This is a genomic window from Lujinxingia vulgaris (assembly GCF_007997015.1).
GTDB lineage: Bacteria > Myxococcota_A > Bradymonadia > Bradymonadales > Bradymonadaceae > Lujinxingia > Lujinxingia vulgaris.
The window spans coordinates 674,201-694,687 of sequence record NZ_VOSM01000002.1; the positions used below are offsets into that span (position 1 = coordinate 674,201).

Consider the following 20,487-nt stretch of genomic DNA (forward strand, 5'->3'; position numbering starts at 1 on the left):
CCCCGGGCCGGCAACCGGCGACGCTCCATCCCCTCGCCATCCCTGTGTCCACATGTGAAGGATCCCCGTGACTCGCCCCCTGATTCTCGTCTCCAACGACGATGGCATTGATGCGACCGGCATCAACATCCTGGCCGACGCCATGTCCGACCTTGGTGAGGTCTGGGTCGTGGCGCCCGCCACCGAGCAGAGCGCGGTGAGCGGGGCTATCAGCCTGCGCCAGCCCCTGCGCATCGATGAGCGCGCGCCGGGCCGTCTTGCGGTCAGTGGCACCCCGACGGACTGCGTCTACATCGCGCTCAACCACGCGCTGCCACGGCGGCCCGATCTCTGTGTCAGCGGCATCAACCACGGCGCAAACCTGGGCGATGATGTCCTCTACAGCGGTACAGTGGCCGCGGCGATTGAAGCGACGCTCTCAGATGTGCCCTCGATCGCGTTCAGCCAGGCCGGCCGCGGGGCGATGAACGCCGAGCTGCTCGCCACCTGGGCGCGCCGCATCGCCGCAGGCGCCCTCAAAGAAGGCATGCCGCGGGCCTCCTTTCTCAACGTGAACTTTCCTCCCGAGCTGAGCGGGAGCTCCGGCGTGCGCGTGAGCAAGCTGGGCCGGCGAAACTACGGCCGCCAGGTCGTCGCCAAAGAAGATCCGCGACACCTGCCCTACTACTGGTTGGGTGGCTCCGAGCTGGGCTTTGATGATATGCCCGGCAGCGACTGCAACGTGGTGGCCGAAGGCCATATCAGTTTAAGCCCGGTCGACCTCGACCTGACCCATTACCGATTCCTCAACGAGCTGCGTCAGTGGGACGCGCTCCAACCTCTCACCGACCCCCGTTTGGACGGTTCCCCCGGAGACACCGATGTCTGATCTCGCCAGCAAAGTTCGCAGCACCCTGCGCGATGTGCCCGACTTCCCCAAAGAGGGCATCGTCTTTAAAGACATCACCCCGGTGCTCTCCGATGGGATGCTCTTTCGCGAGATCATTGAAGCCTGGCGCGAGCGTTACGCTGCGCAAAACATCAGCGCGATCGTCGGCATTGAGAGCCGCGGCTTTATCTTCGGCGCGGCGCTGGCTCACGCCCTGGGCGTGGGGCTGACCCTGGTGCGTAAACCCGGAAAGCTCCCTTACAAGCGCATTGGCGTCGACTACACCCTGGAGTACGGCACCGACCGCGTCGAGATGCACACCGATGCGCTCGCGCCCGGCGACCGTGTCGTGGTCGTCGACGACCTGCTGGCGACCGGCGGCACCTGTGGCGCCACCATCGCCCTGGTGCAGGAGCTTGGCGCGGTGGTGGTGGAGTGTGCCTTCCTGGTGGAGCTGGGCTTTCTGGAGGGCTCCAAACGCCTTCATGGCGTGCCCTACCATGCGCTGACCGTCTTCTGAGCTCGGGAGATCGCCATTGGGGGGCGCCGAAAGCGCGCCCCCTCACTCCGCGCAAAACTCAAAACCCGCCTTGCCCGCGCAAGGCGGGTTTTTTGGTGGTAGAGCGCACCTGTTGTGTAAATAAATGTTAAGTCACGCAAAAGTCCCGTTCAGCACCCGATAACAGACGAGAGCCCGATGGTCGGGCTGTGGGATTTCTCTGGTGTTGGGAGGCGAGATGCGATCAGCGGTGGCGTGGGTGTTGGCGGTGGGGGTGGTGGGTTTGGTGCAGAGCTTCGCCGGCGGGGCGCAGGCCCAGGTCGAGCCCTGGGCACCGACTGCTGAGACCCGGGCCCGGGTGACCGTGGTCTCCCTCCTTACGTACGAGGAGGACCTGGAGGCGGCGCAGGCGGCAGCCGAGCTCTTGCGCTCCTGGTCGTCGGTGCAGGTCGTGGATGACTACCACGGGCTTCCCGACATCTCGCCGGAGTATCGCGACGAGATCATCACGTGGGCTGAGGCCGCCGAGCATGCGTACTTTTATGAGGGAGCGCAGGCCGCAGCCGCCATGCTCGATGGCCGGGTGCAACGCATGCTCGATGTGCCTGAAGCGTGGGGGGGCGACATGGACGCGGCCGTGTTCGTGCGGAGCGCGGGGCTCTACCTGGCGCGAGCGCTTCTGGATATGGGGCATAAGGAGCGCGCCCAACACCTGATCGAGCGACTTGCCTATACCTTTGTGGCGCGATCCATTCTCACAAGGCGCTGGCCCCCGGAAGTTGCTGAGATGTGGGAGGTTGCCCGCCAGAAGCTCGCTACCTACGAGACAACCCTCACCATCAACGTGCAAGACCACTGGGATTGTCCGGTACTTGTATTCGGCCAAAAGGTGGGAGTGTCGAGACTTCGCGTCAAGCCCGGGCAGCGCTACGTCTTCTCAGCCGACTGCGGAGGAGAGACGGTTCTTGGGGAAGCCGCCTGGAGCGTGGGCGGATTCACCCCGGGAGAGCATAGCGTGGGATACTGGCCGTCTGCCCACCCGGGAATACATGTTGGCGCTGAGGATATGCGCTCCATGGCCAACACGCGTCAGGTGGATGAGATCGTGCTTCTGGGAACTGGCGACTACTGCGGCCCGATCGAGTCGATCAAAGAGGGGCAGGCGTGTCTGTGGAGCGCCACAGTGGATGACGAATACAACGCGGTGCTGATCGATTTTAACGACACGCAGGCCGCACATCGCGCACTCGGAGCGGTACTGCCCGAGCTCTACGAAGCCGCGGGCGACCCGGGGCGGCCCGATCCGGTTGCGCTTTCTCCCGCCCCATCTTCCCCCGGTCCCGTCGCGTGGGCTGCCCCCACCACCCTGATGCTCGCCGGGGGCGCCTGGCTCGGTTACACGCTGATGGCGCAACATCGCTACAACTGCTCGGCGCAAACCGGCGGTGACTCCTGGGTGAGCTGCGAGTCTACACAGGCGATGGACTTCACCTCGGAAGAAGAGCGTCTCGCACGCTCGCGCTCGCTCAATCTTCATCGCCTGGGTGCCGGCATCACGCTGGGGGTCGGAGCCGCGGTGCTCGGAGCGCTCATCATCGACGGCGTGGGCCATGACGCACACCCGCAAGGCTCAATGTCGGGATTCGACGTGAGCGTAGGGCCGGACGGGACAACGCTGGGGTGGGGAGGGCGTTTCTAGCTGGCGAGGCAGGGGGGAACCGCACCGCATGCGACGAGTCAGGAATGCGAATCAACCTGCCCGTCTTCACGAGGCGCCATCGCGTGCGCTTTGAGCGCCCCGAAGCCAGCCGCGACATAGATCGCGATAAGCGCGACTGCCAGGCTGTACCAGGTCAGGGCATAACCGAAATGCTTCTCGGCGGTCAGGTAGGGCTCGGTGATATGCGCGTAGCTGGCGATGGGGTATGGCGAGCCGGAGTGATCTTCGGAGAGCGTCACGATGACGGCACGCGAGGGCGTGGGAGCCTCGATGGCCTGGTGCATACCTTCGGTGTCGTAGGAGTCCCAGAAGACCAGTGTGGTGTCGCGCTCTCCCTTCTTCAGGGCATCTCGTGTGGGTGTGTCGGCTACGACGTAGTCCAGGTAGTGAACAAGACCATGCAGCTTCTGCTCGCCAGCGGTGCCTGCGATGATCGCAGAAGCCGTGGCCTCACCTTTCTCATAAGGAAGCCAACCCCGGTTCACCAGCACGGCCTCTCCGCTCTCCATTACCAGCGGGCTGACCAGCCAGTAGCCCGGTTTCCCCTGATAAATGCGATGCTTGATCAGAAAGGAGGGCTCGGCGGCAAACTCCCCACGCAAGGTCACCGGGTGAAAGTCCAGCTCGCCACTGTTGAGAGCGTCGAGGGAGGTGACGGCGCGTGGCGTTGCGTCGGCCAGCGCATCCTGCTGCGACTCGGCAGCGGACTTCTCCTGGTAGCGGATGCTCTGCCAGGTGCCCAGCCACACCAGGATCGCAAGGCCCAGGAGTGCGAAGAGCGTGGCGACTACCCCCGGTGCTTTAAAACGACGGGATGCCATCAAGGACCAAAGAGCTGGTGACGGGTGCCCACGAGGATCATGATCAGCACAAGCACGGTGATGATGATCGCGGTGAGACGATTACGACGCCGAGTCTCATCATCGACCTGAAATGCGCCCGGCCGGGGGACTGAGTCTTCGGTCGATTTAGCGGGTTGCTCATCGCTCATCACTTCTCTCGACTGGCGCGGGTCATGGAGCTGTCGGCGCTGAAGAAGGTGTAAGCCAGGGTGACCTCGGTCACGTGTTCGGGCAACTCCGGGTCAAACCAGAAGTAGAGCGGCAGCTCGTACTTCGACTCCCCGTCGATGGTTTGCTCCACGAAACAGAAGCACTCGATCTTCTTAAAGTAGGGCGCAGCCTCGGGCGGGTTGATGTCGTAGACCGCTTTTCCCTTCACCGGATAGGGCGCGTTGTTATACGCGGTGAAGCTCACCAGGCGCTTCTCGCCGGGGTGAACCGTGGCGTGCTTCTCGGCGACGTTGAAAGACCAGGGCAGCTGGCGCTCAACATTGGTCGCGAAACGCACGCGAATCTGGCGGCTTTCATCGACCACCACACCCTCGTAGGAGTCGGCCTCGCCATTAAAATAGGCCGAACCGCCCGGATCGGTCTGTGCGCAGACCCAGCGGTAGAGGGGAATGGACGCAAATCCCAGAACGAACATCCCGACGATGACGCCGATAAACCACTTGCCAAGTCGGGCGTTTTTCTCGGCCATCTCCGAGGTGGGAACGTTATGCGGTGAGCTCGCCATCAGAGGCACTCCGGGCTCAGGGGGTCGAGGTCAGCACGGGCGCTGAGGCGCTGTTGTGCAGGCGACGAATCTCATCGATGTCCTGCTCCGCGCGCATGCGATCGGCATCGCGCTCGATCGCCGCCAGGTAGTGACGCTCGGTGAAGTAATGGGTCTGGAGGCTGTCGAAGGACATCGCCGCGAAGAGCAGACCCAGGTAGATGATCGAAAAGGCAAAGGTGCGTTTGGCCCAGTAGTCGGTGGTATCAAACGCAGCGCGGATGCAGCAGTAGGTAAAGCCGGCACCAAGAATGACCGCGGCCACAAGATAGATCAGGCCCACATCACCGGTCAGGCTCAGCGCCAGTGAGGTTCCCAGCAGAAGCAGCATGTAGATGAGCATCTGCAGCTTGGTGGTGTGATGGCCGCGCACGTTGGGCATCATCGGCACGTTGGCCTTGCCGTACTCGACGTCTTTATAGAGCGCCAGCGCCCAGAAATGCGGCGGGGTCCAGAAGAAGACAATCGCGAAGATAAGCCATGCCGTCAGGCTCAACTCGCCGGTGACCGCCGCCCAGCCGATAAGCGCCGGGAAGGCGCCGGCAGCACCGCCAATGACGATGTTCTGCGGGGTGCTGCGCTTGAGCCACATCGTGTAAATGACCGCATAATAGGCGTGTCCGGCGATGCCCATCAGCGCGGCGAGCGGGTTGACCAGGAAGGTCAGGATCAGCACAGCGCCCAGGCCCAGAGCTCCCGAGAAGAGCAGGGCGTGGGCGGGCTTAATCGTGCCCACAACCAGCGGTCGGTGCGCCGTTCGGCCCATCAGCCCGTCGATGTCCTGATCCCAGACCATGTTGATGGTGTTGGCGCTGCCGCAGATCATCACGGTGCCCAGCGTCGCCCAGATGGCGGTCCACAGGTCGGGCACGCCCCCGGCGGCGACCAGCATCGTGCAGAACTGCGTGATCACCAGCAGGCGAAGAATGCCCGGCTTGGTCAGCTGCGCAAACTCGCGCGCCAGAAAAAGAAAACGTTGAACGCCATGCATCGGCCAGACTCTTAGAAGGGGGGTAGAGCGGGAGGGATCCGGGCTGATAATTGGAAAGCCCACAGCGCCGCAAACTAATCATGCGCAGCGGTGACTTTCAAGCCAAGAGGGCAAATTGTCGCGATGTTCGACGCATAAAAAAACACCCCGCGGCTTCCTGTGTAGAAAGCGCGGGGTGTGGGATGCCCTGAACCCTCCGACGAAAGTGTCGGAGGCCTCCTACGATCAGCCCCCGTTCCAGGGGAAGATGCCGATCGTCAAAAAGAGCGAGAAGAGGAAGGGCGCGCATGCAATCAGGATGATCGAGGGGCGCTCCGCGATCAGGTGCATGTAGTACCAGGCGACCATCCAGGTCTTCACCAGCGCCAGGCTGATGAGCGAGATCACAACAAAGGGGCGCGAGAACTGAAAGCTCAGTCCGACGATCTCCGGCTCGGGGATGACCACCTCGACCAGGGTCAGGATGAGCAGCGCCAGCCAAACCCACATGTACTGGCTGTAGAGGAAGTCAAACCCCCAGCCCCAGCCCGCATTCGGATCACTCGTTGCGTCGTGAGAAGCCATGTCAAAGTCCTGTGAAAGCGTTGATTCGTATCACAAGGCGCCGGGGCACCTTTCAGATCAGGTAGACGAAGGTGAAGACGAGAATCCACACCAGGTCAACGAAGTGCCAGTAGAGCCCGGCGATCTCGACCACCGAGGTGTCGTCTTTGGTGATCTTCCCGCTGCGCAGGCCCAGGTAGATGATCAGGTTGTAGATCACACCCACCGAGACGTGCAGGCCGTGGAAACCGGTCAGGATGAAGAAGGTCGCCGCGAAGTTCACGCTGTAGGCGGCCTCGTAGCCCTCATCGAAGAGGTAGGGCCACATGTCCATGATCAGGTGGGTCCACTCAAAGCCCTGGATGCCCAGGAAGACCAGTCCGCCGAAGATGGTGAAGAGCATCCACTTCTTGGCGCGCTCCATATTGCCGCGCATCTGCTCGGCGAGCACGTGGACCATCGAGACACTGGAGCAGATCAGGATGAAGGTGTTGAGCGCGGTGAGCTGAATGCCGGTGAAACCGAACGCTTCGATGGGAAGCGGCCAGTCGCTGCCGGGCGTCCAGCGCAGGCGGGCGTAGCCAGCGAGCAGGCCGGCGAAGGTCATGGCGTCCATGACCAGAAATGCCCACATGCCCAGCTTGCCGTTGGATACACCCAACGACTCTTCACCGACCATGGAGTCTGCCGCAAGGGAGGCGTTTTGTGATGCCATTTCAAGGACCTCTTAAGTCAATAGCTTAAATCAGGTGAGACCGAGGTGAGAGGCGCCGCGTAGTTGAGCGGCGCCGCCCCCTGCGAAGATCAGTCGTCGTAGCGATGCCACAGGCCGCCGGGCTGGTCGGGGCCGACGTGCTGGCGAATCAGCGGCTTCCAGTAGGGCTCATGGTGGAAGTTGTGGTGATCCGGCGGCGAGGTGATTTGCCACTCAAGCGTAAAGCCGTCCTTCCAGGCGTTGCCCTCGGCAATCTTACCGTTGCGCATGCTCCAGAGCATGTTGGCGATGAAGATGAACTGCGCCAGGAAGAGGACCACCGAGCCGACCGAGGAGACCATGTTGGCCAGCTCGAACGCCGGATCGTAGTCGTAATAGCGGCGCGGCATACCCTTCATGCCCAGCCAGTGCTGCACGAAGAAGGTCACGTTGATGAAGATGGCCGTCAGCCAGAAGTGCACCTTGCCGAGCAGCTCGTTGTAGAAGCGGCCGGTGATCTTCGGGAACCAGAAGTACACGCCGGCAAAGGCAGTCATCAGCGAGCCGGCCACGAGCACATAGTGGATGTGGGCGACGACGTAGTAGGTGTCGTGAAGCTGGATGTCGACCGGCACGCTGGCCAGCACAACCCCGGAGAGACCGCCGATGGTGAACATCGCCAGGAACCCGGTGGCGTAGAGCATCGGGGTATCGAATTTGATCGAGCCGCCCCACATCGTGGCAAGCCAGCTGAAGATCTTGATGCCGGTGGGCACCGCGATGAGCATGGTGAGGAACATAAAGCCCACGCGAATCTCAAGTGCGATACCGGTGGCGAACATGTGGTGCGCCCAGACCAGGAAGCCGAGCACCGCGATGGCGATCATCGACCAGACCATCAGCACATAACCGAAGATGTGCTTGCGGCTGAACACGGTGATCACTTCGCTGACCATGCCGAAGCCGGGCAGGATCATGATGTACACGGCCGGGTGGGAGTAGAACCAGAAGAGGTGCTGGTAGAGGATCGGGTCACCACCGCCGGCCGGATTGAAGAAGTAGAAGACGCCGGGGAACATACGCTCGAAGGTGAGCATCAGCAGCGCGCTGGTGAGTACCGGGGTGGCCGCCAGGATCAGGAAGCTGGTGACGGTCATCGCCCAGGTGAAGAGCGGCAGCTGGAACATCTTCATGCCCTTGCAGCGCATGTTGAAGACGGTCGCAAGGAAGTTGACCGCACCCAGCGTCGAGCTCACGCCGACGAGAATCAGGCCGATAACCCAGAAGTCCGCACCCCAGATGGGAGAGTAGACCGAGTTGGAGAGCGGCGGGTACGCCGTCCAGCCGAACTCAGGCAGGCTGTTCATGAAGAAGCCGGCAAAGGTCAGGATGGCCGCCGGGGGCAGGATCCAGAACGCCGCCAGGTTCAGCTTGGGGAAGGCCATGTCGGGCGCGCCGATCTGGATAGGCACCACGAAGTTGGCCACCCCGGTAAATGCCGGGATGATAAAGAAGAAGATCATCGCGGTGGCGTGCATCCCCGGAAGCGCGTTGTAGAAGGACGCGTCGGTGATGATGTGCGGGCCGTGTGCGGCCAGCTCCAACCGGATGATGACTGAGAGGATGCCGCCCCAGAGCGCCATAAAGGTGGCGAAGAGCAGGTAGAGCACCCCGATACGCTTGGCGTCCGTCGTGCACATCCATTCCTTGAGGTAGACCCACAGGGAGGTCTTGGCCTCTTCGGAGAGAGGAGACAGGTAACCTTTGGCCTTGATTTCCATGATGCGATGCCTCGCCGCTTTTTTAGCCTGCATGGGGAGCCGGGGGCTCCCCCAAGTGTAAGTCTATCGATAGGGCGCCCTCAGCGGGCGCCAAACTCAATCGTATCAGTTCATGTCGCGTCGGATCCGCTCGATGTCGCCGGGCTGCACCGGATCGCTCTCGTTGCCGAAGGAGCCGCGCAGGTAGGTGAGCAACGAGGCCAGCTGGAAGTCGGTCATGGAGCGAGCCACCGGGGTCTTCTCGCCAGGCCACTGGTCGCTGTCGGCGCCCTTAATGAGAAGCTCAGCGAGTGCGGCGACGTCGCCGTTGACCTTGCTGTTGCCGGCCAGCGAGGGGATGTAGTCGGGGCCTTGCCCGTCGCGACCGTGGCAGCTGACGCAGCTCTCAAAGATGCGCTCGCCAGCGGCCATCAGATCCGGGGTCGGGGTCGGCTCGACGCCGCCAGCCGGGAAGGGCGGAAGGCCCAGAGATTCGCGCACTCGAGCAACATCCTCGTCGGTGACCTCACCGCCGGCGTTACCCCAGCTGAGACGCTCGTGGTTGACGACGGCAGTGACTTCCGCGTCGTTGAGGATCTGACCGAAGGCCGGCATCACGCCTTTGCCCTGCAGTACGAGCTGGATGTGGGAGTCTTTCTGACCCTCTTCGACAACGCGGGCCGCACCCACGAGGGTGGGGAACTGGTCGCCCTGGCCCTGGCCGCTCTCACCGTGGCAGGTGGCGCAGCGCGCGGCGAAGACGTCGGGGCCGTTGGCTTCGGTCACCGCGTTCTGCATATCGAAGACCCACTGGCGGAAGCTCGACGGCGTCATGACCACCGCGCGGAAGTACATGTCCCAGTGGCCCAGACCGCAGAGCTCGGTGCAGGTGCCCTGGTATTCGATGGCGCTGTACTTCGCGTAAGGAGAGACCTCTTCGACGGTACGCGAGCGGCCCAGGTAGGTGACGCGACGCTCAAGGCCGGAGGTGTTTTTGGCGGTGGCGTCCGGACGGGTTTGCATGAAGTCCGGACGGGTCGTCACGTACTCGCGCTCCTGACGTTCTACGGTGGCGAACTCATCGACGCGAACCTGATTGACCGGGCCGTCAGCGCGGAACCACCAGTAGTTGAAGCGGCCGGGCACAGCGTCCATCTTGATGCCCAGGTCGGGCACAAAGATGGAGTGAATAACGTCGCGAGAGGTCACCTCGAGCTTCACGTTGGTGTTGGCCGGCACCACAAGGTCGCTGTGCACCAGGCCCCCGTGGTCGGGGTACACAAACTGCCAGTCCCACTGGTAGGCCACGGCCTCGACGGTCATGTCGATATCGTCGGGGATGACCTCGGTGGCGAACATGACGTTGATGGTAGCGACGCCGATCCAGATCTGGAAAAGCGCGGCGGCGGTGGTCCAACCGATTTCCAGCACCAGGTTGCCGTGATTCTGAACCGGGCGCTCGTCGTCACTGCGACGGCGGAACTTGAAGATCGCCGCAACCAGCACAACCTCAACAAGGATCAGCACTCCAAGACAGATCTTGGCGATCATGTTGTAGAGGCCGGTCATCTCGCGACCGTTCTGGGTGTAGTGGGCGATGAACTCCCCGGAGCCGGGGACCGCAAACGCGGTCGCCGGGATCAGCAGCGCCAGGGTGAGCGCGACGAGCAGCGCTGCGCGCTTGAGGTGGCGAGGGTTAAAATAGCCGCTCATGGTTTTTTTACTCATAAGGTTGCCGTTCGTCGAAGGCGCGAGGCCCAGCATCTGCGACGGTTGACTGGAGGTTGAAGCGTTCATAACGCAGAGCGTGAAGTCAATGGTCACGCCGCCCGAAGACGGCGATCATCTCAATTTTGCGTCTCGTCGGCCGGAGCTTCCGGAGCGGGAGTCGTAACAGCGCCGGGTTCGGCCTGGCCATCGGCGGGAATCTCACCGGTGGTGTCGGCCGGCGAGGTGGTCTCGTCGAGGGGCTGCACGGTGGTGACCCGGTCGCTGCCTTCGCCTTCAAAGCCGGCAACGTAGGCCTGGAGGTCCTTCCAGTTTTGCTCGGAGAGGGACGCGGCCGGAGTCATGTTGGGAAGCGTTGCGTGTACGCCGCCGATGGTGCGGGCAGCAACGTCCTGGTAGGTGCCACCGACCGAGGCAGGCACGAGACGTCCCACGTTGATGTAAAGGAAGGGCGGGAACGCGCCGTAGGGTCCCACGTTGCGGGCGCCGGCGCCCTGGCTGCCGTGGCAGCTGGCGCACATCTGACCGTAGACCTGCTGTCCGGCCTCGGCGTTGGCGTCGGCGGCGAGGGTCGGGTCGCCGTACTGTCCCAGGCGAATCATGCGATTCTCAGCGGCGTCCGCCGCCAGGAAGCGCATCGCGTCATTGACCGGGATGGCGTCGGGGCGCGGCGGGGCGCTCAGCGAACGGCAGACAGCGTTGACCTGCTCGTCGGTGGCCGGCTCCTGATTCTGCTCGGGCACAAAGGTTTCGCGAATATAGTGCGTCAGCGCCCAGAGCTCCTCTTCGGGGAGGTGGCCGTAGGCGGGCATCGAGGTGCCCGAGATGCCGCCGAAGAGGGTGTTGTAAACAGCCAGCGCGCTGGTGCCGTTGGTCCAGTCGGCCGGCGGCGCTTCGAAGTTACGCGGAGGCGGGTTGAGCGCACCACCGGCAGGGCCGTCGCCTTTACCTTGAGCGCCGTGGCAGGAGGCACACTGCTGGGCGAAGATCTCTTCACCCTTGGCCAACTGCTCGTCACCCGAGGGCTCGACAAGGTCGGCGATGCCCACACGGATTTCCGGATCACAGACGCCGAACTCGGCTTCCTGACGGATACGCTCAGAGAGCTCCGCCGGGACCGGGTTGGGGTTCTCAATCAGGCTGTGCACGTAGTGCGAGACCGCCCATTGATCCTGGAAGAACAGGTTATTGAAGGGCGTGTGCTCGAAGCTCTCGGAGGCGTAGCCGTGGGCGACGACGCTGTAGATCGACTCCAGACCGGAGCGTTCCACCTGGGTGCCGACAAAGCCCTGAGCGCCGTTGCGCTGAGCGAGCTCGGCACCACCACGGCCCTGATCGCCGTGGCAGGAGGCACACTGTTCGGCGAAGACCTTCTCCCCGCGTTCGATCTTCTGGGGGGTCGGCACCAGCATGCGATCGAGGGTCTGAAGCCCGATTCCCTGGCCGTAGACGGTGGGGATCAGGGCGACCATGCCGCCGGTGACCAGCGCGATTTTAAGACCATTTTTAAGCGTAGCGTTTTTCATGACGTCACTGCGTAGAGCGTGGATGCCAGAACCTCAAGAGCGTTCGGATGAAGTGAAACTCACTCCGGCTTGCCGTTGGGGTAGATGAGGTGGTCGTGGGAGTGCGGGATGCTCTCGCCCAGGAAGGGATCTTTGAGCGGCACCAGGTTGTGCTTGGCCAGCGCGCGGCCGACGACCACGATGAAGAGGCCCACAAAGCCCAGCGCGATCGGAAGTTCAAAGACCGGCCACAGCGGGGAGTAGCTACCCTTGATGGCGGGGTAGGGCGCAACCCAGAGCCAGACTTCGTAGAGCTGGGTCAGGATAAGCCATCCGCACACGTACTGCAGGATGTTGTTCTTGTTCTTCTTATGCTCCTGAGGAAGCAGAAGAAGGAAGGGAATGATGAACTTGATGAAGGGCAGGATGAAGAGGAAGAAGCCCCAGCCGTTCTCCGTCCGGTGGACATACCACTCGGCCGCCTCGGGAATGTTTGCGTACCAGATCAGCAGGAACTGGCTAAACGCGATGTAGGCGTAGAAGACGGTGAAGGCGAAGACCAGCTTGCCCATGTCGTGGATGTGCTGGGTACCGACGGTATCACCAAAGTAGCCGCGGCGCTTGAGGTAGAGGATGATCAGGACCATCACGCTCAGGCCAGACTGGAAGAGGCCGGCGAAGGCGTAGACCGAGAACATCGTGGAGTACCAGTGCGCGTTGAAGGACATGATCCAGTACCAGGTCATGAACGAGAACCCGATGACAAAGACCAGGAGGAAGCCCGCGCTGACCCAGATGTTGGTGTGGGTGAGCTTGTAGCCGCCTACTTCGTCCTGCTTCAGGCTGTTGCGACGCATCCAGCTGTAGAAGCCGAACCAGGCAAGCGTCGACGCGATGGTGGTAAACGCGATGCCGGTGAAGTTGAGGAAACCACTCTTCGCGGCGACGACCGCGTCGATGTAGTGGTTTTCGGCCGGGTCGGCAGGGAGCCACTTAAAGAGGGTCTCAGCGCCGAGAAGGGCGATGGCACCGAAGATGATCACCGGCAGCAGGAAGGCACCGAAGGCCTCGGGAACGCGTCGAATGGAGACGCTCCAGCCGGCCTTCGCCAGATATTGCGTGGCGATGAAGAAGGGGCCGGAGAGTCCCAGGCTAAGCGTAAACCAGAACCCGATGATGTATCCGCGCCAGGCGCGCACCGCGTTGTACTCTCCCATAAGGAGACCGACCACAAAGACCACAAGGCCCAGCACAAAGAGCGCGAGTCCGGCAGTCTGAAAGCCCCCGGGGAGCTCGAAGCGCTTGGGCGGCGCGATGTCGTGGTGGTGAGATGAGTGAGCCATTGGAGTTTGCCTCTATGCTAATTCAACGGTCGTTCAAAGAGCGCAGTGCGCGTCCGTGAGTCAAATGGGGTTACTGGTCGCGCATCCGATCCAGGTCGATGGGCTCGGGGAAGTCGGCCCGCTGCAGGGCGCGCACGTAGTTGACCACGGCCCAGCGCTCCATATCGGTGAGGTTATTTTTGTAGGCCCACATCGCGCCCTGGCCGTAGGTGACTACGTGGTAGATGCGTCCGTCCTCATAGCCGCGCAGCTTATCGGTCAGGAGACTCGGCGGTGCGCCGTAGGCTCCGGAGACAACGATGGTGCCGTCGGCGGCGCCTTCGGTGCCGTGACAGACCGCGCAGTTGGTGCGGTAGAGGAAGCGACCGTACTCCAGGCTCTGGGCGTTAACCGGCACCGGGTTGACCAGCTGTGCGCTGGCGTCGGGGCTGGGCTGAGCCGGGCGAAGCTGCCCGTCGACCGGCACGGTGGCCGGGGGCGGAAGACGCATACCGGGGGACTGATCGTCGCGGAAGACCGGCTGGGCTTCCTGATCCTTATAGCTCGTCTGGTTATGCATGCCCTCGATGGGGTTGAGCTCACCAACGGGTTTGCTGCCGTCGGCCGGGATCCCTACCTCATAGATGCAGCCCACGAACGAGGCGCCCAGGAGGGCCAGCGCGGTCACAGCGACGCGAGTTTTTAGCGTGCTTGGAATGCTCATGAGATTAAGCGCCTTTCGTGATGGTTCGAATTTCAACCGGATTGAGCGTCTCGAGAAATCCTCGGACCTCTTCGGCATCAAAAGCGTCGTCGTCGGCGGAGATCCAAAGCACGAAGCGGTCTTTGGTGATCTCCGGATCGATGATGAAGGGTTTGCGGAAGCAGCCCGCCGCGATCAGCATCACAATCGCGGTGGTGACCCCGGCAAAGAGCACCGTCAACTCGAACATGATCGGCACAAAAGAGGGCCAGGGGGCGTAGGGCTTGCCGCCGACGATCATCGGCCAGTCAAAGGTCATCATGAAGAACTGAATAGCGTTGGCGGTCAGAAAGCCCGCCGAGCCGGCGCCGAAGGTCACCCAGGGAATCCAGGAGCGACCCAGGCCCATCGCGTCGTCCATCCCGTGGATGGGGAATGGCGAGTAGGCCTCAAAGGCGTCGTACTTGGAGTCGCGGGTGTGGGCCGCAGCCAGCATCAGGTCGTCGGGCAGGTCGAAGTAAGCAGCGATGCCCTTCATGCCTTCACCGTTGGTGACGTCGCCTGCGGCCGGGGGAACCACTGCGTCACTGGCGCCGTTGCCGGCGACAGTGAGGCTTTCGTGGGACTCCTCAACCTCGTCGTCGGAGTTCTCCTCGGACGAGTCTTCAGCGTCTTCGTTTTCATCCGAAGCGGCGGCCTCTTGAGCGGCTGCATCCTCAGATGCGTCGCTCTCTTCGGTAGCGGCGGCTTGTTCGGAAGCCTCGCTTTCCTCGGCGCCTTCTTCGGCTTTGGTGGTTTCAACGTCGTTCACAGCGGTGTTCTCTGCGTCCGTCGCGCTGGTCTCCGTTTCTTCGGCGGAGGTCTCAGCGCTGGTCTCTTCGAGCGTTTCTTTGGTCTCTTTGTCCTTAGCCACCGACGACCTCCTTACGGTTCTTGCGCGAAGCTTCTTCAGGCGACATCACAGCCTTGACTTCGAACATGGTGATGGTGGGCAGCACGCGGGCGAAGAGCAGGAAGAGGGTGAAGAACATCCCGAACGACCCGATGGTCAGAAGCCAGTCCATCGCCTTGAAGTTGTACATACCCCAGGAGCTGGGCACGAAGTCGCGGTGGAGCGCGGTGACGACGATAACGAAGCGCTCAAACCACATGCCCAGGTTCACAAAGAGTGAGAGCACGAAGAGCACCGGGATGGAGCGACGCAGCTTCTTGAACCACAGCAGCTGCGGGACCACCATGTTGCAGCCGTACATGATGAAGGCCGACCAGGCGTAGGGGCCAAACATACGGTTGGCGAAGTGGAAGCGCTCCGCGGGAACCGCCGAGTAGTAGGCGATGATGAACTCGGTGAGGTACGCGATGCCGACCACGCCACTGGTAAGCAGCACGACCTTGGCCATGGCTTCCAGGTGGTTGATGGTGATGTAGCTCTTCAGGTCGAAGACGTGACGCAGGATGATCGTCAGCGTGAGCACCATCGCGAAGCCACTGAAGATGGCGCCGGCCACGAAGTAGGGCGGGAAGATCGTGGTGTGCCAGCCCGGAATCACCGAGACGGCGAAGTCGAAGGACACGATCGTGTGCACCGAGAGGACCAGCGGCGTGGCCAGACCGGCCAGCATCAGGTAGGCGGCCTCGTAGTGACGCCAGGAGCGGTTTCCACCGGTCCAGCCCAGGCTCAGGATGCCGTAGAGCTTCTTGCGCAGCGGGTGCTTGGCGCGGTCGCGGATCGTCGCCAGGTCGGGGACCAGGCCCACGTACCAGAAGACCACCGAGATCGTCGCGTAGGTCGAGACCGCGAAGACGTCCCACAGAAGCGGCGAGTTGAAGTTGACCCACAGCGGTCCGCGTCCGTTGGGAAGCGGGAAGAGCCAGTAGGCAAACCAGGGTCGACCCGTGTGCAAAAGCGGGAAGAGACCGGCGACCATAACGGCGAAGATCGTCATCGCCTCGGCCGAGCGGTTAATGGCCGTACGCCAGTTCTGGCGGAAGAGGAAGAGGATGGCCGAGATCAGCGTCCCGGCGTGTCCAATACCAATCCAGAAGACGAAGTTGATGATGAACACACCCCAGCCAACCGGGTGGCTGATGCCGCTGGTACCGATACCGGTACCGATGGCAACACCCAGCGAGCTGAGGAAGACAAGCATCAGCAACACCGAGGGCACGAACACCGCCCACCATCGGGCCGTGGGCATCACCTCGGTATGGCGAGCGATGTCATCATCGACCTGCGCCCAGGTCTTATTATCGGCGACGAGGGGCTCTCGCCGGGCCAGCGGGCCGCCAAAAGGCCCTTCGGCTTCGGCTGCCCGGGGGCGTCCCTGTAGTTCACTCTGTTTCATGCCGGAACTCTTTGGAGCGTCAGTGGATCAAAACATCGGGGGACCGGGGCGCCTTGAATGCGGCGCCCCGACAACAATGGGTGCTTAGACGAGCTCTTCGTCGGTGTTCCAGATGCTGGTCATATAAGCGACCGCAGGGCGGGTGTTGATATCGCTAAGCGCGAAGGTGGCCCGGGGTGACTTGTGCATCTTCGAGACGGTGTGGGAGTCGTCGAGGACGTTGCCAAAGTCGATGGCTTCGGCCGGGCATGCCTGCTGGCAGGCCGTGACGACTTCGCCCTGGCGGAAGGAGCGGCGACCCTCTTTCATGATCTCCCACTTGCCGCGACGGATACGCTGCACACAGAAGGTGCACTTCTCCATGACCCCGCGGGTACGCACGGTGACGTCGGGGTTGAGCCCCAGCTGAAGCGGCTCGGTCTGGTTGAGACGACCGTGCTCTTTGAGCTCGGGGTAGAGGCGCGCGAAGAAGGTGTCTCCGCGGTTTTCGGAGTAGTTGAACCAGTTGTAGCGACGCACCTTGTAGGGGCAGTTGTTGGAGCAGTAACGGGTGCCCACGCAACGCTGGTAGCTCATCTGGTTGAGACCGTCGCTGCTCTGCATGGTGGCGAGCACCGGGCAGACCGTCTCACAGGGAGCGCGATCGCAGTGCTGGCAGAGCATCGGGTGCATCAGAACACGCGGGTTCTCCAGGTACTCACCGAAGGCGACCTCGGGCTCGGAGCTGTACATCGGGTCGTCGGTGACCGAGGAGCGGATCTTCACCGCTTCTTCGGGCAGCTGATAGTAGCGGTCGATGCGCATCCAGTGCATCTCGCGACCTTCCAGGATGCCCTGACGGCCGACGACCGGGATGTTGTTCTCTTCCTGGCAGGCGATCACGCAGGCCGAGCAGCCGGTGCATTTGGACATGTCGATGGACATGCCCCACTTGAGGTTGCCGTAGTCGTGATCTTCCCACAGGTTCTTGGTGGCGACCGGGTGGTGGATGCCGGCGTCGGGCTTCTCGCGGTACTCCTTGAGCTCGGCGGTGGCCATGATGCGGTGGTAGTCCACATCGATGACGTTGCCCTGCTGGACGGTGGAGAGGACCTCAACCTTATCGGTCTTCTTGATGGTGGCTTTGATGCCCGAGAGCAGCGCACCGTTTTCACCGGCCTGAGAGAGTTTGAAGGCGTTGGCGCCCACGCCGTTGGCGACGTCGCCGGCGGCAGTGCGGCCGTAGCCGAGCGGGATGCCGATGACGTCATCGTGCATGCCGGGGACCATGATCACCGGGAAGCCCAGCTCCGGTCCGCCTTCGACCTGCACGTTGATGTACTGGCCGTTCTCGAGCTTCGCCTCTTTGAGGGTCTTGTAGCTGACCATCGCGTAGGAGCCCCAGACGTGCTTGCTGACCGGGTCGGGCAGCTCCTGGAGGTGACCGTTGTTGGCCTGGCGCCCGTCGTAGAGCGGGATCGAAGCGAAGAGCTGCACGACCTTGTTGCCGAGGTCGCCTGCGGCCGCAATCTCAGTGAGGGCGTTGGGCAGATTGGCCACGGTCGGGCGAACGCGGAAGGCGGGTGCAGATTGAGCATCGTTGCTCAGGTAGACGCCTTCGCGCATCGTGGAGAGCCAGAACTGCTCAAAGCTCGCCAGCGAGTCGGCCTTCGGATAGACCTCGCGCTGCCAGAAGTCGCGCAGGAAGCGGTAGAAGGGGCCGGTGTCGTAGGTCTGGCCTGCGCCGGGGCGGTTGCCCGCGGGTTGCGGCGGAGCCGGGATGAAGGCGGCCAGCGTGCTGCTGAGCTCGGCGGTGCCGAACCAGGTCATCAGGCTGTCTTCAAAAGAGCGCGTGTTGTAGAGGGGCAGGATCGCCGGCTGGCGAATCGCGTGCACACCCACGCGGGGGTTGGAGTCGCCCCAGGCTTCCAGCGAGTGGCAGCCGGTGGCGACGTAGTGCGCCTGACGCGCGGTCTCATCAAAGTGGGTCGAGGTGCTGATGACGAGCGGAACTTTCGCCAGCGCTTCGGCGACCTTCAGCGAGGCCGGCGCCGAGTAGACCGGGTTGGTCCCGCTGATGATGAGCATGTCGACATCGCCGCTTTCGATCTCGGCGATGAGCGCCTGAAGCTGGGCCAAACCGGCGGCGCCGTAGCTGGGCCGGTCGCGCTCAATGGTCTGCCCGTCGTTGCCGAGTGCGGCGTTGATCAGGTTGACCGCGCTCTCCAGCGCCAGGCCGTTGCTCGTGGCGCTGGCGTTGCCACCGGCCACAACAATGGACTTGCCGGCGGTCTGCGAGAGCTTCTGCGCGACGCTTTCGATGATCTCGACGCTCAGGTCACCACCGAGGCGCTCCACAACCGCTGCCGGGGCAAACGCGCTCAGCGCCTGGCGCACCGCACCGGCGGGAACACCCTGCGGGTTGTGCGCCGTGAAGAGCTGGTGAGCCACGGCCATCGCCACATCGACCATCGCGTCGGGACGAACACGCACGCGCTTGTCGGCGTTGATGCCGGTCAGGGTGAGCGTGGGCTCAAACGTGATCAGCTGCGACATCTCTCCGTCGGGGTTACGACGGCTGGCGAACTGGCGGGTGAACTCCGAAGGGGAGAGCCAGGTGCCCAGGAAGTCGCTGCCGAAGGAGACGACAAGGCTGGCCTTATCGAAGCGGTAATGCGGGATGTGCGCGTTACCGTAGGAGGCCGCGTTTGCAGCGAGCATCGCGTCGTCGCCCAGCGCCTCATAGGTGTAGTGGCGCGCGTTGGGCACGCTGGAGGTAACCTCGGCAATAAGCGCGTCGGTGGCCGGGCCGTGCATCGCACCGGTGAGGATGCGAAGACCACCGCCGCCGCGAATCTCGCTGAGCTTGGCTGCAACCTGAGAGTCGATGTCTTCCCAGCTGACCTTCGAGACGCTCTCGCCGCTGACACGCTGCGCGTCGCGCAGGCGGTCCGGATCGTAGAGGTCGATGTAGGAGGCCTGGCCGCGAGCGCAGAGCGCACCCTGGCTGACCGGGTGCTGCGGGTTGCCTTCAAGTTTGATCGGGCGACCGGCGCGCGACTTCACCAGCATGCCGCACTGCGAGGGGCAGGCGTTGCAGACGCTGGCGTAGTGGTTGGCCATGCCAATGCGCACCTCTTCGGGGCGATCGACATAGGGGACGATCTCGCGAACGGGGCGACGGCACGCCGCGCTGCTCATCGCCGCGGTGGCCGCAGCGACGCTGCTCACGCGCAGGAAGTCACGGCGGTTCATCTTCAAAGGCTCAGAGCCGTCGGAGAAGCTCAGCGTGACATCGCCCTGGGCGTCGGCGCGCAAAAGCGCCGAGGCGCCCGGTTGCGGTTCCGAGTGCTTGGGAAGATCGGGATCTTTGAGGTGCTTACTCATAGCGGCCATTCGTGGGGCAGACGGGTCGGTGGTCTATGCGACGCAGGCCGACCTGACGTTGAGTGAAAACTTCCTCGGCGCCTCTTAATGGTTCGGGGGCGCCTTCAACTGTGATCGCGGTAGCGGCGCGGTGCGTTTTGATCCACGCCGCCGGCCCTGACGATCAGTAGTGACAGGTCACGCAGTCGATCGGGGCGTTATGCTGCGGCTGCCGGTGGCAGTCCACACACCAACCCATGTTGAAGGGGTTGGTCACCTCGACCACGTCCATGCGGTTGACCGCACCGTGGCACTCCGAGCAGTCGATGCCTCGGTTGATGTGCGGGGTGTGGCTGAACTGCACGTGGTCGGGCATGTCGTGCACCTTCACCCACTTGATCGGGGTGCCCTCGCGCCAGCTCTTGTGGATCTTCTGGATCTCGGGGCTGTCGGTTTTGACCTGCGAGTGACAGTTCATGCAGGTGTTGACCGAAGGGACGCCCGAGACGGGGCCTTCGCCGGGGTTAACGTGACAGTAGCCACAGGGGATCTCATTGATCCCTGCATGAAGCTGGTGGCTAAAGGCGATAGGCTGTTCGGGAGCGTAGCCCTGCCGGGGATTAAAGCAGGCCGAGAACCCGATCGCGGCGGCGAGCACCAGGATGCCAGCGATGGTCAGATAACGAGCATTCATACGTCCAACGACTCCGTGAACCGATGGGATAACTTCGTCGAGCAGGCGCGGGGCGCCAGATTCAATAAGAGCAAAATGCTCTTCGAAAACGAGGCCCTTATTCACACGCGCTGCGCGGGCTTGTCAATACGTTTATGTCCTCGCCTAAGATCG

Annotated in this window: 18 protein-coding genes; 3 read left to right on the forward strand and 15 right to left on the reverse strand. The window is 62.8% G+C overall.

Annotated elements, in window-relative coordinates; all coding sequences use genetic code 11:
- Positions 1 to 61: 61 nt before the first annotated feature.
- The 3 genes from surE to FRC98_RS06285 all read left to right on the forward strand — a co-directional run bounded on the left by surE (position 62) and on the right by FRC98_RS06285 (position 3,066).
- Positions 62 to 868 (forward strand): 5'/3'-nucleotidase SurE, encoded by an 807-nt coding sequence (surE, locus tag FRC98_RS06275; RefSeq protein WP_370469236.1) that lies wholly within the window; start codon positions 62 to 64, stop codon positions 866 to 868.
- A complete protein-coding gene (locus FRC98_RS06280; protein ID WP_146980426.1) occupies positions 861 to 1,388 on the forward strand; it encodes an adenine phosphoribosyltransferase in 528 nt (175 codons plus the stop codon). The genes surE and FRC98_RS06280 overlap by 8 nt, the downstream gene beginning before the upstream one ends.
- A gap of 217 nt (positions 1,389 to 1,605) precedes the next feature.
- The gene (locus FRC98_RS06285) at positions 1,606 to 3,066 is read left to right on the forward strand and encodes a hypothetical protein (protein ID WP_146980427.1); all 1,461 of its coding nucleotides are present in this window, start codon (positions 1,606 to 1,608) and stop codon (positions 3,064 to 3,066) included.
- Positions 3,067 to 3,104: 38 nt separating this feature from the next.
- On the opposite strand, the gene FRC98_RS06290 is transcribed toward FRC98_RS06285, so the two are convergent.
- From FRC98_RS06290 to FRC98_RS06355, 15 genes are all read right to left on the reverse strand, one after another.
- A complete protein-coding gene (locus FRC98_RS06290; RefSeq protein WP_146980428.1) occupies positions 3,105 to 3,908 on the reverse strand; it encodes an SURF1 family protein in 804 nt (267 codons plus the stop codon).
- Positions 3,908 to 4,078 carry a hypothetical protein gene (locus tag FRC98_RS21355; protein ID WP_230467334.1) on the reverse strand — a complete coding sequence of 57 codons (171 nt, stop codon included), beginning with the start codon at positions 4,076 to 4,078 and terminating at the stop codon, positions 3,908 to 3,910. The genes FRC98_RS06290 and FRC98_RS21355 overlap by 1 nt, the downstream gene beginning before the upstream one ends.
- Positions 4,078 to 4,665, reverse strand: coding sequence for a cytochrome c oxidase assembly protein (locus FRC98_RS06295; protein WP_146980429.1), 588 nt, complete (start codon positions 4,663 to 4,665; stop codon positions 4,078 to 4,080). Before FRC98_RS06295 ends, FRC98_RS21355 begins: the two co-directional genes overlap by 1 nt.
- Before the next feature lie 16 nt (positions 4,666 to 4,681).
- Positions 4,682 to 5,695, reverse strand: a complete 1,014-nt coding sequence (locus FRC98_RS06300) for a heme o synthase (RefSeq protein ID WP_146980430.1) — start codon at positions 5,693 to 5,695, stop codon at positions 4,682 to 4,684.
- A 225-nt stretch (positions 5,696 to 5,920) separates the two neighbouring features.
- Positions 5,921 to 6,259 (reverse strand): cytochrome C oxidase subunit IV family protein, encoded by a 339-nt coding sequence (locus FRC98_RS06305; RefSeq protein ID WP_146980431.1) that lies wholly within the window; start codon positions 6,257 to 6,259, stop codon positions 5,921 to 5,923.
- Positions 6,260 to 6,311: 52 nt separating this feature from the next.
- Positions 6,312 to 6,953, reverse strand: a complete 642-nt coding sequence (locus FRC98_RS06310; RefSeq protein WP_146980432.1) for a cytochrome c oxidase subunit 3 — start codon at positions 6,951 to 6,953, stop codon at positions 6,312 to 6,314.
- Positions 6,954 to 7,042: 89 nt separating this feature from the next.
- Complete coding sequence (ctaD, locus tag FRC98_RS06315) at positions 7,043 to 8,632, reverse strand: cytochrome c oxidase subunit I (RefSeq protein ID WP_347342153.1); 1,590 nt, start codon at positions 8,630 to 8,632, stop codon at positions 7,043 to 7,045.
- 186 nt (positions 8,633 to 8,818) lie between these two features.
- Positions 8,819 to 10,420, reverse strand: a complete 1,602-nt coding sequence (locus tag FRC98_RS06320; protein ID WP_230467335.1) for a cytochrome c oxidase subunit II — start codon at positions 10,418 to 10,420, stop codon at positions 8,819 to 8,821.
- Positions 10,421 to 10,539: 119 nt separating this feature from the next.
- Positions 10,540 to 11,946: a c-type cytochrome gene (locus FRC98_RS06325; protein ID WP_146980435.1), complete on the reverse strand. Its 1,407-nt coding sequence runs from the start codon at positions 11,944 to 11,946 to the stop codon at positions 10,540 to 10,542.
- A 59-nt stretch (positions 11,947 to 12,005) separates the two neighbouring features.
- Positions 12,006 to 13,268: a phospholipid-translocating P-type ATPase gene (locus FRC98_RS06330; protein WP_146980436.1), complete on the reverse strand. Its 1,263-nt coding sequence runs from the start codon at positions 13,266 to 13,268 to the stop codon at positions 12,006 to 12,008.
- 70 nt (positions 13,269 to 13,338) lie between these two features.
- Complete coding sequence (locus FRC98_RS06335; RefSeq protein WP_230467336.1) at positions 13,339 to 13,971, reverse strand: c-type cytochrome; 633 nt, start codon at positions 13,969 to 13,971, stop codon at positions 13,339 to 13,341.
- 4 nt (positions 13,972 to 13,975) lie between these two features.
- The gene (locus FRC98_RS06340; RefSeq protein WP_146980438.1) at positions 13,976 to 14,863 is read right to left on the reverse strand and encodes a DUF3341 domain-containing protein; all 888 of its coding nucleotides are present in this window, start codon (positions 14,861 to 14,863) and stop codon (positions 13,976 to 13,978) included.
- Positions 14,856 to 16,295, reverse strand: a complete 1,440-nt coding sequence (gene nrfD, locus FRC98_RS06345) for an NrfD/PsrC family molybdoenzyme membrane anchor subunit (protein WP_146980439.1) — start codon at positions 16,293 to 16,295, stop codon at positions 14,856 to 14,858. The genes FRC98_RS06340 and nrfD overlap by 8 nt, the downstream gene beginning before the upstream one ends.
- Positions 16,296 to 16,379: 84 nt before the next feature.
- A complete protein-coding gene (locus tag FRC98_RS06350) occupies positions 16,380 to 19,661 on the reverse strand; it encodes a 4Fe-4S dicluster domain-containing protein (protein ID WP_230467337.1) in 3,282 nt (1,093 codons plus the stop codon).
- Positions 19,662 to 19,824: 163 nt separating this feature from the next.
- Positions 19,825 to 20,334, reverse strand: coding sequence for a cytochrome c3 family protein (locus FRC98_RS06355; RefSeq protein ID WP_146974487.1), 510 nt, complete (start codon positions 20,332 to 20,334; stop codon positions 19,825 to 19,827).
- Positions 20,335 to 20,487 lie beyond the last annotated feature (153 nt).